The organism is Pseudomonas sp. NY15437, assembly GCF_048068435.1.
In the GTDB taxonomy this organism is placed as follows: Bacteria; Pseudomonadota; Gammaproteobacteria; order Pseudomonadales; family Pseudomonadaceae; genus Pseudomonas; species Pseudomonas nitroreducens_B.
This window is the reverse complement of the sequence record NZ_JBLUQC010000018.1, coordinates 104,777-120,641: the sequence shown is the minus strand read 5'-3', so window position 1 is coordinate 120,641 and position 15,865 is coordinate 104,777. Positions and strand designations below refer to the sequence as shown.

Annotated in this window: 13 protein-coding genes and 1 tRNA gene; 8 read left to right on the top strand and 6 right to left on the bottom strand. The window is 67.1% G+C overall.

Annotated features, from left to right (window positions below; translation table 11 throughout):
* Window positions 1-5: 5 nt before the first annotated feature.
* A tRNA-Met gene (locus ACNFIA_RS28690) sits at window positions 6-82 on the bottom strand.
* A gap of 224 nt (window positions 83-306) precedes the next feature.
* On the opposite strand from ACNFIA_RS28690, the gene dinB reads away from it, so the two are divergent.
* Window positions 307-1,359, top strand: coding sequence for a DNA polymerase IV (gene dinB, locus ACNFIA_RS28685; protein ID WP_416790427.1), 1,053 nt, complete (start codon window positions 307-309; stop codon window positions 1,357-1,359).
* Window positions 1,360-1,373: 14 nt separating this feature from the next.
* Here the strand turns inward: dinB and ACNFIA_RS28680 are convergent, their stop codons facing one another.
* The 4 genes from ACNFIA_RS28680 to ACNFIA_RS28665 all read right to left on the bottom strand — a co-directional run bounded on the left by ACNFIA_RS28680 (window position 1,374) and on the right by ACNFIA_RS28665 (window position 6,049).
* Entirely contained in the window at window positions 1,374-1,772 is a 399-nt protein-coding gene (locus ACNFIA_RS28680) for an META domain-containing protein (protein ID WP_259753691.1), read from the bottom strand.
* On the bottom strand, window positions 1,769-2,209 hold the full coding sequence (locus ACNFIA_RS28675; RefSeq protein ID WP_259753692.1) for a hypothetical protein: 441 nt from the start codon (window positions 2,207-2,209) through the stop codon (window positions 1,769-1,771). The genes ACNFIA_RS28680 and ACNFIA_RS28675 overlap by 4 nt, the downstream gene beginning before the upstream one ends.
* 62 nt (window positions 2,210-2,271) lie before the next feature.
* Window positions 2,272-3,261, bottom strand: a complete 990-nt coding sequence (locus tag ACNFIA_RS28670; protein ID WP_416790420.1) for a 2-hydroxyacid dehydrogenase — start codon at window positions 3,259-3,261, stop codon at window positions 2,272-2,274.
* Between the two features lie 16 nt (window positions 3,262-3,277).
* Window positions 3,278-6,049, bottom strand: coding sequence for an ATP-binding protein (locus ACNFIA_RS28665; protein WP_259753694.1), 2,772 nt, complete (start codon window positions 6,047-6,049; stop codon window positions 3,278-3,280).
* 127 nt (window positions 6,050-6,176) lie between these two features.
* On the opposite strand from ACNFIA_RS28665, the gene ACNFIA_RS28660 reads away from it, so the two are divergent.
* The 6 genes from ACNFIA_RS28660 to mazG all read left to right on the top strand — a co-directional run bounded on the left by ACNFIA_RS28660 (window position 6,177) and on the right by mazG (window position 14,058).
* Window positions 6,177-6,887 carry a response regulator transcription factor gene (locus ACNFIA_RS28660; RefSeq protein WP_416790419.1) on the top strand — a complete coding sequence of 237 codons (711 nt, stop codon included), beginning with the start codon at window positions 6,177-6,179 and terminating at the stop codon, window positions 6,885-6,887.
* A gap of 1 nt (window position 6,888) precedes the next feature.
* Entirely contained in the window at window positions 6,889-8,235 is a 1,347-nt protein-coding gene (locus ACNFIA_RS28655) for a histidine kinase sensor domain-containing protein (protein ID WP_416790416.1), read from the top strand.
* A 112-nt stretch (window positions 8,236-8,347) separates the two neighbouring features.
* A complete protein-coding gene (gene cysM, locus ACNFIA_RS28650; protein WP_259753699.1) occupies window positions 8,348-9,247 on the top strand; it encodes a cysteine synthase CysM in 900 nt (299 codons plus the stop codon).
* A gap of 1 nt (window position 9,248) precedes the next feature.
* Window positions 9,249-10,643, top strand: coding sequence for a 23S rRNA (uracil(1939)-C(5))-methyltransferase RlmD (gene rlmD / locus ACNFIA_RS28645; RefSeq protein WP_416790415.1), 1,395 nt, complete (start codon window positions 9,249-9,251; stop codon window positions 10,641-10,643).
* Between the two features lie 330 nt (window positions 10,644-10,973).
* The gene (relA, locus tag ACNFIA_RS28640; protein WP_259753702.1) at window positions 10,974-13,232 is read left to right on the top strand and encodes a GTP diphosphokinase; all 2,259 of its coding nucleotides are present in this window, start codon (window positions 10,974-10,976) and stop codon (window positions 13,230-13,232) included.
* Window positions 13,225-14,058 (top strand): nucleoside triphosphate pyrophosphohydrolase, encoded by an 834-nt coding sequence (gene mazG, locus ACNFIA_RS28635; RefSeq protein WP_416790414.1) that lies wholly within the window; start codon window positions 13,225-13,227, stop codon window positions 14,056-14,058. The genes relA and mazG overlap by 8 nt, the downstream gene beginning before the upstream one ends.
* Before the next feature lie 158 nt (window positions 14,059-14,216).
* On the opposite strand, the gene ACNFIA_RS28630 is transcribed toward mazG, so the two are convergent.
* Window positions 14,217-15,149 carry an aspartyl/asparaginyl beta-hydroxylase domain-containing protein gene (locus tag ACNFIA_RS28630; protein WP_259753705.1) on the bottom strand — a complete coding sequence of 311 codons (933 nt, stop codon included), beginning with the start codon at window positions 15,147-15,149 and terminating at the stop codon, window positions 14,217-14,219.
* Between the two features lie 162 nt (window positions 15,150-15,311).
* Between ACNFIA_RS28630 and ACNFIA_RS28625 the strand changes: the two genes are divergently transcribed.
* Window positions 15,312-15,851, top strand: a complete 540-nt coding sequence (locus ACNFIA_RS28625) for a DUF2058 domain-containing protein (RefSeq protein ID WP_416790412.1) — start codon at window positions 15,312-15,314, stop codon at window positions 15,849-15,851.
* Window positions 15,852-15,865: the final 14 nt, after the last annotated feature.

Genomic DNA, 15,865 nt, shown 5'->3' with positions numbered 1-15,865 from the left:
GTGTCTGGTTGCGGGAGCAGGATTTGAACCTACGACCTTCGGGTTATGAGCCCGACGAGCTACCAGACTGCTCCATCCCGCGGCAGCCATTCTACGCCCGCGGGGCTTCCTGTCAACGGAAATCGGAAAAAAGTGATTTTCTATCAACTATTTAGCATGTGAAGGCGGGGAAGAGGGATCGCTTCCTCGGCGGGATTTCATGCCTGTGGATAACCGAAACGACGTCTGCTTGCATTATCATGGACGGGTTTCCCGCCGCCTCGTTGGGCGGCTACCGATGGTGATGCAGGCGCCTTCTTCGTGACGTTGCAGAGAAAGATCATCCACATCGATTGCGACTGCTTCTATGCCGCCATCGAGACGCGCGACGACCCCAGCCTCGCCGGCAAGCCGCTGGCCGTGGGTGGCTCGCCGGACAAGCGTGGCGTGGTCGCGACCTGCAACTACGAGGCCCGCGCCTATGGCCTGCACTCGGCCATGGCCATGCGCACCGCGGTGAAGCTGTGCCCGGACCTCACCATCGTGCGCCCCCGCATGGACGTCTATCGCGAGACGTCACGGGAAATCCACGCGATCTTCCGCGACTACACCGACCAGATCGAACCGCTGTCCCTGGACGAGGCCTATCTCGACGTGACGGGCAGCGAGCGATGCGGCGGCAGCGCCACGCGCATCGCGCGCGAAATTCGCCAGCGCGTCTGGGAGACCCTGCATATCACCGTGTCCGCCGGGGTGGCGCCGAACAAGTTCATCGCCAAGATCGCCAGTGACTGGCGCAAGCCCAACGGCCTGTTCGTGGTGACCCCGGACGAAGTGGACGGCTTCGTCGCCGAACTGCCGGTGAAGAAGCTGCACGGTGTGGGCAAGGTGACCGCCGAAAAGCTGGCGCGCCTGGGGATTCGCACCTGTGCCGACCTGCGCGACTGGTCGCGCATCCAGCTGGCCAAGGAATTCGGCAGTTTCGGCGAGCGGCTCTGGGGGTTGTCGCGAGGGATCGACGAGCGTCCGGTGCAGGTGGACAGCCGCCGCCAGTCGATCAGCGTGGAAAACACCTTCGACCAGGACCTACCGGACCTGGCCGCCTGCCAGGAGGAGTTGCCCTCACTGCTGGGCGAGCTGGAGCGGCGCATGACGCGCCTGGATGCCAGCTACCGGCCGGGCAAGCCGTTCATCAAGCTGAAGTTCCATGACTTCACCCAGACCACCCTGGAGCAGGCGGGCGCCGCGCGGGATCTGGAGAGCTATCGGCTGCTGCTGGGGCAGGCCTTTGCGCGCGGCAACAAGGCGGTGCGGCTGATCGGCGTGGGCGTGCGCCTGGTGGACCTGCGCGGCGCCCACGAGCAGCTCAGTCTGTTCTAGCGGGCAAACGCCGATCAGCTTTCCGGCTTCATGCGCATGGCGCGGCCGCTGGCGGGCCACAGGCGCAGTTCGCCGTCCTCGGTGATGTCCCAGCGTTGCACGTCGCCGAGCATCTTGAGGAACTGCTGTTCCTGCTCCATCACCAGGTCCGCGCAGAGCTTGCGGGTGGCGCCGGGCTGGCCGAAGGTCAGCTGGTCGCCTTCGAGCTTGTAGCTGGCGAACCAGTGGTTGCAGCCGGCGCTGCCGTAGGCACGGCCGTTGCCGTCCAGGGTCAGGCTGATGTGCGTGTAGTCGATCAGCGGGTGGACGCCGATCCAGCTGACGCTGTAGGTCTGCTCGACTTCGGGTACCGGCTTGCTCGCGCAGCCGGCCAGGGCCAGCGCGGCGCAGGCGCTGGCGATCAGGGTTTTCATGCGGTCTCCTTGCTCTGGCAATCCGGGCAGAGGTGGCGATTGCCAACCTTCGCCCATCCGAGTTCGCCGATGCGCGCCTCCGCGGCCGGCTGCTGGGCAGCCTTGCCGAGGGTGGCGTCGACGGCGAATTCGAAATCCAGTGTAGCCGCGCAGCCGTCGCAATTGACCTTCCACTCGTGGATAGCCAGTTCACGGAATACCGGGCCCTTGGCCACGGCCATCCATTGCCCCGGCGGATTGATCAGGTGGCGCACCTTTTCCACGTCCAGCGTCATGCTCAGGCTTTTGCTGCCCTTGAGGCTGACCAGCAGGGTGTCGCCGGCCTTGATCGAGCCGCCGATGCCGGTGACCTGGTAGCGGCCCGGAGTCAGCGCGCGGCACTCGTTGAGGGTGAATTGCGGGTTGAGCAGGGTGTAGCGGAAATCGTGCTGAGCCATGGATCCTCCGGGAAAGCGCGGCATTCTAGGGCGCGCGGCGCGCGGATGCGAGCGCCATCCGCTCAGCCCTCGACGAGGTTGACCGGGTTGCCGCCCTGCCAGGCGGCGATGTTGGCGAGGGTGGTCTGGGCGATCCCGGCCAGCGCCTCGCGAGTGAGGAAGGCCTGGTGCGCGGTGATGATCACGTTGGGGAAGGTCAGCAGGCGCGCCAGCACATCGTCCTGCAGCGGCTGGTCGGAGCGGTCGGCGAAGAAGATGTCGGCTTCTTCTTCATAGACGTCCAGGCCGAGGTAGCCGAGCTGGCCGCTTTTCAGCGCCTCGATCAGTGCCGGGGTGTCCACCAGTGCGCCGCGCCCGGTGTTGATCAGCATGGCGCCGCGCTTCATGCGCGCCAGGCTCTGGGCGTTGATCAGGTGTCTGGTGGCCTCGTTGAGCGGGCAGTGCAGGCTGATGATGTCGGACTGCGCGAGCAGCTCGTCCAGTTCGACGAAGCGCCCGCCCAGCGCCTCGATGGCGCGATTGGGGTAGGGGTCGTAGGCCAGGATGTGGCAGCCGAAGCCGCTCATGATGCGGGCGAAGACTTCGCCAATCTGCCCGCTGCCGATCACGCCGACGGTGCGCCCGTGCAGGTCGAAGCCGGTCAGCCCGTGCAGGGAGAAGTCGCCTTCGCGGGTGCGGTTGTAGGCGCGGTGCAGATGCCGACAGAGCGCCAGGACTAGTCCTACGCCATGTTCAGCTACGGCGTGGGGCGAATAGGCCGGTACCCGCACCACCGCCAGCCCCAATGCGTGGGCGGCAGCCAGGTCGACGTGGTTGTAGCCGGCCGAGCGCAGGGCGATCAGCTTCGTGCCGCCGGCCGCCAGATGCTCTAGCACCGGGCGCGAGAGGTCGTCGTTGACGAACGGGCAGACCACTTCGAAACCCATGGCCAGGGCCACGGTGTCCAGGCGCAGCTGGGTCTGCTGGAAATGCAGCTCGAAGCCGTGGCCGTGGTTGGCGGCAAGGAAGCTGTCACGGTCGTAGGTCTGGTTGCTGAACAGGATGATGCGCATCGGGTGATTTCCGTCTTCAGTGCGGCTGGCCGGCTTCGGCTTCCACGCGGCCTTCGGTGGCCTGCGCCAGTTCAGCCATGGCCTTGTCCAGTTCATCCAGCGCGGCGGGGGCGTCCGGGTCGTTCTGCTTGAGCAGCGTCTCGGCGCGCTGGCAGGCGGCGCGCAGCATCGGCACGCCGCAGTAGCGGGTGGCGCCATGCAGCCGGTGGATGCGTTCGAGCAGGGTGTTGCGGTCGTTGCGCTCGCGGGCCTGGCGGATCACCTGGCGGTCGGCGGACAGGGACGCCAGCAGCATGCCGAGCATGTCCGCCGCCAGTTCCGGCTTGCCGGCGGCCAGGCGCAGGCCTTCTTCCGGGTCCAGCACGGCGAGGCCGTCGAGGGTGTGTTCGGGGTGACGCGGGCGTTCATCGCGCGGCTCGCCCAGGGCCAGGCCGGTCCACTTGAGGATTACCTGGACCAGTTGGCGTTCGTCGATCGGCTTGGTCAGGTAGTCGTCCATGCCGCCCTGCAGCAGGGCGCGCTTCTCATTGGCGAGGGCATGGGCGGTGAGGGCGATGATCGGCACCGGGCTGACCTCGCGGTCGGCTTCCCAGTGGCGGATCGCCTCGGTGGCCTGGCGGCCGTCCATGATCGGCATCTGCACGTCCATGAAGACCAGGTCGAAGCGCTCGCGCTGCACCGCTTCGACGGCGGCCAGGCCGCTGTCCACGGCGACGACTTCGGCGCCCATGTCGCTGAGCAGGGTCTTCACCAGCAGCAGGTTGGCCGGGTTGTCGTCGACGCAGAGCAGGCGCGGCGTGCGTTCCAGCTTGCCGTTGGCGGATTTGTCCTTGCGCGCGGGGCGCAGGTGCAGCAGTTCGTTCATCGCCTGCTGCAGCTTGCGGGTGCAGGCCGGCTTGCTCTGCACCTGGGCGTCGGGCAGCACGTCGTTGTAATGCGCCTGCTCGATGGTCGGGCACAGCACCAGGCTCTTGCAGCCGTGCTGCTCGAGTTCGCGGATGGACTGGCGCAGCGCCTCGGGCGGATGCTGCGCGGCGGTCACGCCCAGCAGCGCGAGGGTGATCGGCGGCTGGTCCGAGGGCCCGGCCAGCAGGGTCTTTTCCAGCGTGGCGAGGTCGGGGAACTCGGTGACTTCCAGGCCGCAGTCTTCCAGTTGGTGGTGCAGGGCGGTGCGAGTCAGTTCGTGGGGCTCGTAGAGCGCCACGCGCAGGCCGCCGGCGAGGGCGGGCGGCAGGTCGTCGCCGTCGTCGCGGGCCTTGGGCAGGTTGAGGCTGATCCAGAATTCCGAGCCGTCACCGGCGCTGCTTTCCACGCCGATCTCGCCGCCCATCTGCTCGATCAGGCGCTTGGAGATCACCAGCCCCAGGCCGGTGCCGCCGGCCTGGCGGGAGAGCGAATTGTCGGCCTGGCTGAAGGCCTGGAACAGCGCGCGCAGGTCGGCGTCGGTCAGCCCGACGCCGGTGTCCTGCACGCTGATGCGCAGTTGCGCGCGGTCGTCGCTCTCGTCTTCGAGCATGGCGCGCACGGCGATGCTGCCGTCGTGGGTGAACTTGATGGCGTTGCTCACCAGGTTGGTCAGCACCTGCTTCAGGCGTTGCGGGTCGCCCACCAGCTGCAGCGGGGTGTCGCGGTAGATCAGGCTGACCAGCTCCAGGTGCTTCTCGTGGGCAGCGGGGGCGAGGATGGTCAGGGTGTCCTGGATCAGCTCGCGCAGGTTGAACGGGATGTTCTCCAGCACCAGCTTGCCGGCCTCGATCTTCGAGAAGTCGAGGATCTCGTTGATGATTCCCAGCAGGCTTTCGGCGGATTTGTGGATGGTGGAGAGGTAGTCCTGCTGGCGGCTGGTCATCTCGCTCTTCTGCAGCAGGTTGGTGAAGCCGAGGATGCCGTTGAGCGGGGTGCGGATCTCGTGGCTCATGTTGGCGAGGAACTCGGACTTGATCCGGCTCGCCTCCAGGGCCTCCTTGCGCGCCAGGTCCAGCTCGATGTTCTGGATCTCGATGGTCTCCAGGTTCTGCCGCACGTCCTCGGTGGCCTGGTCGATGTTGTGCTGCATCTCTTCCTGGGCGCTCTGCAGCGCCTCGGCCATGCGGTTGATGCCGCCGGCCAGCTCGTCCAGCTCGTGGCTGCCCAGGGCCGGCAGGCGGGTTTCCAGGCGGCCCTCCTTGAGCTGGGCGACGCCCTGGGCGATCTGCCCCAGCGGCGCGTTGATCGCGCGGCTCATGCGCAGCGCGAGGAGGGCGGTGACCGCCAGGCCCGCGCCGATCAGCAGCAGGCTGGTGAACAGGCTGCGGTAGCCGCGCAGCAGGGTGCCGTGGTGCGAGAGCTCCAGCTCGACCCAGCCGAGCAGCTTCTCGGCGTCCTCGTCCGGGTCGCCGGACAGGCTGCGGTGCTTGCCCAGTACCGGCAGCAGGAAGTGCGTGGTATCGAGGCTGCTCGCCATGCTCAGGCGCGAACCGTCGCCGGCGGGCATGGGAGTGAGGATGCTGGGGCCGGCGTGGACGAGTTTTTCCCGGTCCGGGTTGAGGAAGGTCACGGCGCGCACGTCGGGCTGGTCCAGCGCTTCGTTGGCGATGCGCTCGAGCAGCTCGTTGTTGTGGTTGGCCATGGCCGGGGCGGACAGCGGCGCCAGCTGTTCGGCGATCAGTTGCCCGCGCTCGATCAGCTGGGCGTGCATGTCCGACAGCTGCACCCAGGTGAAATAACCGCCCAGCACCAGCGCCAGCAGGCTGGTGGGCAGCAGGGTGAGCAGCAGTACCCGTCCCTTGATGCCGAGATCCTTGAACACGCGCTTCCTCCGATGCGTTTATCCCCGGCAGTGTAGCGGTTCGGCCCCCGCTCGGAAGCCCTTTGCCTTGCCGGGAGTGCGCGGAATCGTGAATACTTCACGCAATTGCTAATCACTCTTATTTGATATGAATGCCATTGCTTCGTCCGGGCTGCGCCTGCTGACCATCGAGGACGACCCGACCCTGGGCGCCCATCTGTCGTCCCATCTGAGCGAGCGCGGCTTCGACGTCACCTGGTGCCAGGACGGCGGCGAGGGCCTGGCCCAGGCGCGCGGCGGCGACTACGACCTGGTGCTGATGGACATCATGCTGCCCGGCATCGGCGGCCTGGAGATCCTCCGCAGCCTGCGCCGCGAGCGGGCGGTGCCGGTGATCCTGATGTCCGCCCTGGGCGCCGAGCAGGACCGCATCGCCGGTTTCTCCCAGGGCGCCGACGACTACCTGCCCAAGCCGTTCAGCCTCGCCGAGCTGAGCGTGCGGGTGGAGGCGGTGCTGCGCCGGGTGTCGCTGGAGCGCGGCAGCCAGACGCTGGGCAGCACGCCCACCGAGCTGCAGATGGACCCGCAGAAGGACGACGTCGGCCTCGACGGCCAGTGGGCCGGGCTGACCGGCACCGAGTACCGCCTGCTGGAGACCTTTCTCGGCAGCCAGGGCGAGACCCTGAGCAAACCCTTCCTTTATCAGCATGTGCTGCATCGCCCCTTCACCGCCCACGACCGCAGCCTGGACATGCACGTCAGCCACCTGCGCCGCAAGTTGCAGGCCATCGGCTACCTGCGCCACCAGTTGCACACCGTGTGGGGCAAGGGGTACGTCTTCGCCGAGGCCGAGGACTGACATGCCCGGCCGCCACTCGCTGTTCTGGAAGCTCGCCGTTGCCCTCGTGGTGCTGTGCCTGTCGGTGATCTGGCTGTCCTGGAACTGGGGCAAGCAGATGGAACGCGACAGCTACTTCCTCTCCGATGCCGCGCGGCAGGTGCTGGCAGGGTACGCGGACGAGGCCCAGCAGGCGTGGCGCCATGGCGGTGCGGCAGGCGTCGATACGTGGCTGGCGCAGATGCGGCAGCGCGAGCCGGTATGGATGGCGGTGGTGGATGGCCGGCTACAGTCCCTGGGCAGCCAGCCGCTGCCGTTGGACGACGTGGCGCACCTGACCTTCCAGCGCGGGCTGGACTGGCCGGTGAGCTCGCGCTCGGTGACCTTGCCGTACATCGGCATTCCCTTTCCCGACGAGCCGGGCGCCGGCCGGCTGGTGTTGCAACTGCCGCCACGCTTCCTCCCGGGCGGCCTGAGCTTCCTGCGCCAATCCATCAGCCATGCATTGGTGCCGGCTATCCTCGCGCTGCTGCTCTGCGGGTTGATCTATCGCCGCCTGGTGCGCCCGCTCAAGCGCCTGCGCGAACACGCCAATGCCCTGCAGGCGGATAACCTGGGCTCGGTCGCCGGGCCGCAGCTGATCGCCCGCCGCGACGAACTCGGCGAACTGGGCCGCGCGCTGGACCACATGGCCGAACGCCTGCGCGGCCAGGTCGGCCTGCAGCGCCAGTTGCTGCGCGACCTGTCCCATGAATTGCGCACGCCACTCAGCCGCCTGCGCGTGGCGGGCGACAGCCCCATCAGCGAAGCGGCCCTGCGCCAGCGTGTGGAGCGCGAGGTGGAGGTGATGCAGCGCCTGGTCGCCGACACCCTGGAACTGGCCTGGCTGGACACCGAACGCCCGCGCGTGGAGCTGGAGGAGATCGACCTGCGCTCGCTGTGGGACCTGCTGGTGGACGATGCGCGCTTCGAGGCGGGCTGGGCCATCGAGCGCTTCCTTTACCAGGTGCCGGCGGATTGCCGCGTGCGCGGCCATCTCAACGGCCTGGCCCAGGCCCTGGAAAACCTGCTGCGCAACGCCATCCGTCATTCCCCGGAAAACGGCCGCATCCGCCTGAGCGGCCGACGCGAGGCCGGGGGCTGGCACCTGTGGCTGGAGGACGACGGCCCCGGTGTGCCAGAAACTGATCTGGAACGCATCTTCCTGCCCTTCACCCGGCTCTCCGATGCGCGCACCGGCGAAGGCTTCGGCCTGGGCCTGAGCATCGCCCGCAGCTCCCTGCGCATGCAGGGCGGCGAGCTCTGGGCGGACTGCGCCGGGGCGGGCCTGCGCGTGCACCTGCGCCTGCCGGATGCAGCGGCCGCCTGAGTTGGCCGCCGGCGCCTGAACATGGCTTGTTAGGAAGTTTCGTATGGCGGGGCGGCTTTTGCCGGTATCATAGGGAGTCATCCCCTCTCGCGATTCGGAACCGAGTGCCTCCATGACCGTGCAGTACCCGACTATCGCCGATTGCGTCGGCAATACCCCGCTGGTGCGCTTGCAGCGCCTGGCCGGGGAAACCTCCAACACCCTGCTGGTGAAGCTCGAGGGCAACAACCCCGCGGGTTCGGTGAAGGATCGTCCGGCGCTGTCGATGATCACCCGTGCCGAACTGCGCGGCGACATCAAGCCCGGTGACACGCTGATCGAAGCCACCTCCGGCAACACCGGTATCGCCCTGGCGATGGCGGCGGCGATCAAGGGCTACCGCATGATCCTGATCATGCCCGACAACTCCACTGCCGAGCGCAAGGCCGCCATGACCGCCTACGGCGCCGAGCTGATCCTGGTGAGCAAGGAGCAGGGCATGGAAGGCGCCCGCGACCTCGCCGACCAGATGGCCCGTGAAGGCCAGGGCAAGGTGCTGGACCAGTTCGCCAACGGCGACAACCCGATTGCCCACTACCATTCCACCGGCCCGGAAATCTGGCAGCAGACCGGCGGTGAGATCACCCATTTCGTCAGTTCCATGGGCACCACCGGCACCATCATGGGCGTGTCGCGCTACCTCAAGGAGCAGAACCCCAACGTGCAGATCGTCGGCCTGCAGCCGATGGAAGGCTCGGCCATCCCCGGCATCCGTCGCTGGCCGCAGGAATACCTGCCGAAGATCTTCGACGCCACCCGCGTCGACCGCGTCGTCGACATGCAGCAGAGCGAGGCCGAGGACGTGATGCGTCGTCTGGCCCGCGAAGAAGGCATCTTCTGCGGCGTCTCCTCCGGCGGTGCGGTGGCGGCCATGCTGCGCCTGTCGCGCGAGCTGGAAAACGCGACCCTGGTGGCGATCATCTGCGACCGTGGCGACCGTTACCTGTCGTCGGGCGTGTTCGACGCCCACTGACATGGCCAAGCAGAGATCCGGTCTGCGCTTCCAGCCCAGTGGCGGAGCGCGCAGCCCTGCGGTACCGGTGGGCAAGAAGCAGCGCCTGAACATCGAGCGCCTGGCCCATGACGGCCGTGGCATCGCCCGCCTCGACGGCCGCACCTGGTTCGTCGCCAACGCCCTGCCCGGCGAGTTGGTGGAAGCCCGCGTGCTTTCGGCGCGCGCGCAGATCGTCGACGCGCGCAGCGAACGCCTCTTCACCACCGCCGCCAACCGCCGCAGCGAGCCGTGCCCGGTGGCCGGCACCTGTGGCGGCTGCAGCCTGCAGCACCTGTCCCACGCCGATCAGCTGGCACTCAAGCAGCGCACCCTGGCCGAGCAGCTGGAGCGATTCTCCGGCCTGGTCCCGGAGGAATGGGCCGCGCCGCTGGTCGGGCCGGAATTCGGTTATCGCCGCCGCGCCCGCCTGGCCGTGCGCTGGGACGTGAAGGCCAAGCGCCTGGACGTCGGTTTCCGCGCCGCCGCCAGCCAGGCCATCGTCGCCTTCGACGACTGCCTGGTGCTGGTGCCCGAGTTGCAGGGGCTGGCCCGCGAGCTGCCGGACGTGCTGCGCGGCTTCGCCAAGCCGCAGGCGCTGGGCCATGTCGAGCTGTTCCACGGCACGTCCAGCGCGCTGCTGCTGCGGCATATCGAACCTTTGTCCGATAGCGATCGTGCGCGACTGCTGGAATTCTGTTCGGCACGGGATGTGCAGCTGTGGTTGCAGGGTGACGGCGAACCGACGCTCTGCACCGACGGCACGCAAAACAACGGGAACCGCGAGCTTGGCTTCCGGCTCGAAGCCTGGAATCTGACCCTGGCCTACCGGCCCGGTGATTTCGTCCAGGTCAACGAGCCGGTGAACCAGGCGATGGTCGCCCAGGCGCTGGACTGGCTGCAGCCGGCCCGCGACGAGCGCGTGCTGGACCTGTTCTGCGGCCTGGGCAACTTTGCCCTGCCGCTGGCGCGCCAGGTGCGCGAGGTCGTCGGCGTGGAAGGTGTGCAGACCATGGTCGAGCGCGCCGCCGCCAATGCCCGCGCCAATGGCTTGGCGAATACCCGGTTCCATCAGGCAGACCTGACGAAACCGCTTGCCGACGCCCCCTGGGCGGCGGAGGATTTCACCGCCGTGCTGCTCGATCCTCCGCGTGACGGAGCCTTCGAACCGGCGCGGCAGATGCGTTCATTGGGCGCCCAGCGGGTACTCTATGTGTCCTGCAACCCGGCGACCCTGGCGCGCGACGCTGGCGAACTGGCCCGACAGGGCTATCGCTGCAAGCGCGCCGGCATCCTCGACATGTTCCCGCAGACGGCCCATGTCGAGGCCATGGCTTTGTTCGAGGCGAGCGGAGGGTCTGCTGCCGTTTCGTCGTAGCCGCGACGGAGCCGCATTTTGCGCAGGGCAAGGCGCGAGGAGAGAGGTTTGGTCACCCCAAATGACCGACGAGTAACGCAGCACTGCGCAAAATGCGGCCCGTCCCTTCGGGTTGCGCGGCAAATCACGCCATGCGTTGTTGCGGGACTTGTCAAGGGAGCGACCATTGCCTGCGTCCCGCGCCTAGCCTGGCGTGATTTGTCGCGGCAACGCGGCTTACGCCGAAACGGCAGCAGACCCTAGTGGCTCGCGCAATCCGACCGGCTCACGCAAGAAAGGCCGGCGCAGTGAGCGGTGTGTTGTGGCGCACCGTGGGGAAGGGTAGACACGATGGTACAGGTGAGAGCGCACCAGCCGGTCAATACCGACGGCAGCATCAACCTCGAGGCCTGGCTGGACCATGTCCAGACCCTGGTCCCGGTACTGGATCGCAAGGTCCTGCTGGAAGCCTGCGAGTTCGCTCGCGAGGTGGAAGACAGGGCTGTCAGCACGGCTGACAACTCCTGGGCGGACGGCACCTCCAGCTTCCAGACGGGCCTGGAGATCGCCGAGATCCTGGCGGACCTCAAGCTCGACCAGGAGTCGCTGGTCGCCGCGGTGATCTACCGTGGCGTGCGCGAGGGCAAGGTCAAGCTGGAGGACGTGGCACAGCGCTTCGGCCCGGTGGTCGCCAAGCTGATCGAGGGCGTGCTGCGCATGGCGGCGATCAGCACCAGCCTCAACCCGCGGCAATCCCTGGTGCTCGGCACCCAGGCGCAGATCGAGAACCTGCGCAAGATGCTGGTGGCCATGGTCGACGACGTCCGCGTCGCCCTGATCAAGCTGGCCGAGCGCACCTGCGCGATCCGCGCGGTAAAGAATGCCGACGAAGAAAAGCGCATGCGCGTCGCCCGCGAGGTGTTCGACATCTACGCGCCGCTGGCCCACCGCCTGGGCATCGGCCACATCAAATGGGAGCTGGAGGACCTGTCCTTCCGCTACCTCGAACCCGACCAGTACAAGCAGATCGCCAAGCTGCTGCACGAGCGCCGGCTGGACCGCGAGCAGTACATCGCCACCGTCATGGGGCAGCTCAAGGACGCGCTGGCCGCCACCGGCATCAAGGCGGACCTGTCCGGCCGCGCCAAGCACATCTATTCCATCTGGCGGAAGATGCAGCGCAAGGGCCTGGACTTCAGCCAGATCTACGACGTGCGCGCCGTGCGCGTGCTGGTGCCGGAAATGCGCGACTGCTACACCGCGCTGGGCATCGTGCACACCCTCTGGCGGCACATTCCCAAGGAATTCGACGACTACATCGCCAACCCCAAGGAAAACGGCTACCGCTCGCTGCACACCGCGGTGATCGGTCCCGAGGGCAAGGTGCTGGAGGTGCAGATCCGCACCCACGCCATGCACGAGGAGGCCGAACTGGGCGTCTGCGCGCACTGGCGCTACAAGGGCACCGACGTCAAGGCCAGCTCCAACCACTACGAAGAGAAGATTTCCTGGCTGCGCCAGGTGCTCGAGTGGCACGAGGAACTGGGCGACATCGGCGGCCTGGCCGAGCAACTGCGGGTGGATATCGAGCCTGACCGGGTCTACGTCTTCACCCCCGACGGGCACGCCATCGACCTGCCCAAGGGTTCGACGCCGCTGGACTTCGCCTACCGCGTCCACACCGAGGTCGGCCACAACTGCCGTGGCGCCAAGATCAACGGCCGCATCGTGCCGCTGAACTACAGCCTGCAGACCGGCGAGCAGGTGGAAATCATCACCGGCAAGCAGAGCGGGCCGAGCCGTGACTGGCTGAACCAGAACCTGGGCTACGTCACCACCTCGCGGGCCCGGGCGAAGATCGTCCACTGGTTCAAGCTGCAGGCGCGCGACCAGAACGTCGCCGCCGGCAAGGCCATGCTCGAGCGCGAGCTGAGCCGCCTGGCGCTGCCGCCGGTGGACTTCGAGAAGCTCGCCGAGAAGGCCAACTACAAGACCGGCGAAGACCTCTTCGCCGCCCTGGGCGCCGGCGACCTGCGCCTGGCCCACGTGGTCAACTACGCGCAGCAGCTGGTGGAGCCCGAGCGCGGCAGCGAACAGCTCGAACTCATCCCGCGCAAGCCGAGCAAGATCGGCCACGGCAAGCGCGGCGACATCCAGATCCAGGGCGTCGGCAACCTGCTCACGCAGATGGCCGGCTGCTGCCAGCCGCTGCCGGGCGATCCGATCGTCGGCTACATCACCCTCGGCCGCGGCGTGACCATTCACCGCCAGGACTGCGCCACCGCGCTGCAACTGGCCGGGCGCGAGCCGGAGCGGATCATCCAGGTCAGCTGGGGCCCGGTACCGGTCAGCACTTATCCGGTGGACATCGTCATCCGCGCCTACGACCGTTCCGGCCTGCTGCGCGACGTCTCGCAGATGCTGCTCAACGAGCGCATCAACGTGCTGGCGGTGAACACCCGCTCGGACAAGGAAGACAACACCGCGATCATGCGCCTGACCATCGAGATCCCCGGTCTCGATTCGCTGGGCCGCCTGTTGGCGCGCATCTCGCAGCTGCCCAACATCATCGAGGCGCGGCGTGACCGCGCGGGTGCCAAGGATGCATAAGCTCGACGACCTGCTTTACCTCATGGCCCGGCTGCGCGACCCGCAGCACGGTTGCCCGTGGGACCTGAAGCAGAGCTACGCAACCATCGTCCCGTACACTCTCGAGGAAGCCTACGAGGTGGCCGACGCCATCGAGCGCGGCGACTTCGACCACCTGCGCGAGGAGCTGGGCGACCTGCTCTTCCAGGTCGTCTACTACGCGCAGCTGGCGCGGGAAGAGGGGCGCTTCGAGTTCGATGCGGTGGTCGACGGCATCACCAGCAAGCTGATTCGCCGCCATCCGCATGTATTCCCCGACGGCGACCTGTACGGCGAGTCGGACCCGGCGAAGCTGGCGGAAGCGGCGGTCAAGCAGCGCTGGGAAGAGCTGAAGGCCGAGGAGCGCGCCGCCAAGGCCGCCGAGCCGGTGCAGCTGTCCCTGCTGGACGACGTACCCAACGCCCTGCCGGCCCTGAGCCGCGCCGCCAAGCTGCAGAAGCGTGCGTCCCAGGTCGGCTTCGACTGGGCCGACGCGCTGCCGGTGGTGGACAAGGTGCGTGAGGAACTGGACGAAGTGCTCGAAGCCATGGCTGGCGGCGACACCGAGGCCCAGGCCGAGGAGGTGGGCGACCTGCTGTTCGTGGTGGTCAACCTGGCGCGCAAGCTCAAGGTCGACCCGGAAACCGCCCTGCGCGCCGCCAACGCCAAGTTCGAACGGCGCTTCCGCTACATCGAAACGGCCTTGCGCGACCAGGGGCGCACCCTGGAAGACAGCAACCTGGAAGAGATGGACGAACTGTGGGCCGCTGCCAAACGCGACGAGAAGAACCCGCTCAGCTGTGGATAAGTGCTGTCGTGCCTGAACGGCACCCATGAAAAAGCCCCGCAATTGCGGGGCTTTTTTGTTGGCTTTTTAGTAGGAGCGAGCCCTGCGCCGGAGCTGATTTGCAGGAGCGGGCCATGCCCGCGATCGCGCGCATGGCGCGCTCCCACAGTTGCCGGAGCTCAGCCGAACAACCAGCGCAGGATCACCACCAGCAGCGCCACCGCGAGGATCGGCCGGCCGATGCGGTAGGCCTTGGGATAGGCGCGCTTGAACACCTTCACCTTGCTGCCGATGGCATTGCCGAAGCGGATCAACACCGAATAGGCCTGGTTGATCCCGCCCACGCGCTCGCCTTCGACGTTCTGCGGCGCGGTGGCACGCCCGAGGAAGGCGCTGACGCGGCGGTTGATGCGGGTCAGCAGCGGCGACTTGAGTGGGCGTTCGATGTCGCAGAAGAGAATCAGGCGCGACTCGTCTGTCTCGTTCTTCACCCAGTGAACGAAGGTCTCGTCGAACATCACGTCCTCGCCATCGCGCCAGGCGTAGGGCTGGCCGTCGACGAAGATGCGGCATTCGTCGGAGTTCGGCGTCGCCAGGCCCAGGTGATAGCGCAGCGAGCCGCCGTAGGGGTCGCGGTGCTTGTTCAGGTGGCTGCGCGGGGGCAGGCGGGTGAACATCGCGCCCTTGACGTTGGGGATGCTGCTGACCAGTTCCACGGTCTTGGGGCACAGCTGCTGCGCGGAGGGCAGGGGGCCGTCGTACCAGGTGAGGTAGAAGCGCGTCCAGCCCTTCTTGAAGAACGAGCCGAAACCGGCCTCGTTGTTGTTCAGGGCGTCGCGGATGTAGCCCTCGTCGAACAGCTTCTCGGCTTCCTCGCGGATCGTCTGCCAGTTGTCGCGCAGCGTGTCGAGTTCAGGGAAGCGCTCGCGGTCCAGGTAGGGCTTGGACGGCACGCTGGAGTTTAGGTACATGAGGGAGTTGTAGGGCGCGAACCAGGCGGAGTGGTTCACCACCTGCCGCAGGAAGGGGAGCCGCACCTTGCCGCGCAGGTGCACGTAGAGGATGGCGACGAGGAAGATGGCCAGTATCGCGAGAACGATGAGCTTCAGCATGGAGGTTACGAGTCCGCTCCAGATGAGTGATTTCGAGCCAGGCACTTGCACTGCGCCGGCACAGGCCCGAGGATTATACCCCCTGAGGATGCTCCCGCCGCACCTATGCGTTGGTCTGGGAGTTGTCCTGCATCAATATGGGCTGTTGGAGAGCCTCGATTCATGAGCATGTCATTGCGTGATCAGTTGCTGAAAGCCGGGCTGGTCAACGAGAAGCAGGCCAAGCAGGCCGGCAAGCAGAAGCAGAAACAGCAGCGCCTGGAGCACAAGAACCAGGTGGCCAAGGATGACAGCCAGCGCCAGGCGGCCCTGCAGGCCCAGGCCGAGAAGCAGGCCCGCGACGCCGATCTGAACCGCCAGCAGCAGGAGAAGGCCGAGAAGAAGGCCAAGGCCGCGCAGATCAAGCAACTGATCGAAGGCACGCGCCTGCCGAAGCTGGAGTCGGACGATTACTACAACTTCGTCGACAACAAGAAGGTCAAGCGCATCGCGGTCAACGACCTGATCCGCGACAAGCTCAGTCGCGGCAGCCTGGCCATCGTCAGCTACGACGGCCGCTACGAGATCGTTCCGCGCGATGCCGCGCTGCGCATCCAGGAGCGTGACGAGCGCCGCATCGTGCTGCTCAGCGAGCCCAGCGGCGAGCCGGACGAGGACGATCCGTACAAGGATTACGTGGTGCCCGACGACCTCATGTGGTGAGGTCGCCGCGGCCG

Excerpts from the sequence above, each read along its gene's own strand:
- ACNFIA_RS28680 (WP_259753691.1), bottom strand. The coding sequence starts at position 1,772 with ATGAAAACCCTGATCGCCAGCGCCTGCGCCGCGCTGGCCCTGGCCGGC.
- ACNFIA_RS28675 (WP_259753692.1), bottom strand. The coding sequence starts at position 2,209 with ATGGCTCAGCACGATTTCCGCTACACCCTGCTCAACCCGCAATTCACC.
- ACNFIA_RS28670 (WP_416790420.1), bottom strand. The coding sequence starts at position 3,261 with ATGCGCATCATCCTGTTCAGCAACCAGACCTACGACCGTGACAGCTTC.
- ACNFIA_RS28660 (WP_416790419.1), top strand. The coding sequence starts at position 6,177 with ATGAATGCCATTGCTTCGTCCGGGCTGCGCCTGCTGACCATCGAGGAC.
- ACNFIA_RS28655 (WP_416790416.1), top strand. The coding sequence starts at position 6,889 with ATGCCCGGCCGCCACTCGCTGTTCTGGAAGCTCGCCGTTGCCCTCGTG.
- cysM (WP_259753699.1), top strand. The coding sequence starts at position 8,348 with ATGACCGTGCAGTACCCGACTATCGCCGATTGCGTCGGCAATACCCCG.
- rlmD (WP_416790415.1), top strand. The coding sequence starts at position 9,249 with ATGGCCAAGCAGAGATCCGGTCTGCGCTTCCAGCCCAGTGGCGGAGCG.
- relA (WP_259753702.1), top strand. The coding sequence starts at position 10,974 with ATGGTACAGGTGAGAGCGCACCAGCCGGTCAATACCGACGGCAGCATC.
- mazG (WP_416790414.1), top strand. The coding sequence starts at position 13,225 with ATGCATAAGCTCGACGACCTGCTTTACCTCATGGCCCGGCTGCGCGAC.
- ACNFIA_RS28630 (WP_259753705.1), bottom strand. The coding sequence starts at position 15,149 with ATGCTGAAGCTCATCGTTCTCGCGATACTGGCCATCTTCCTCGTCGCC.
- ACNFIA_RS28625 (WP_416790412.1), top strand. The coding sequence starts at position 15,312 with ATGAGCATGTCATTGCGTGATCAGTTGCTGAAAGCCGGGCTGGTCAAC.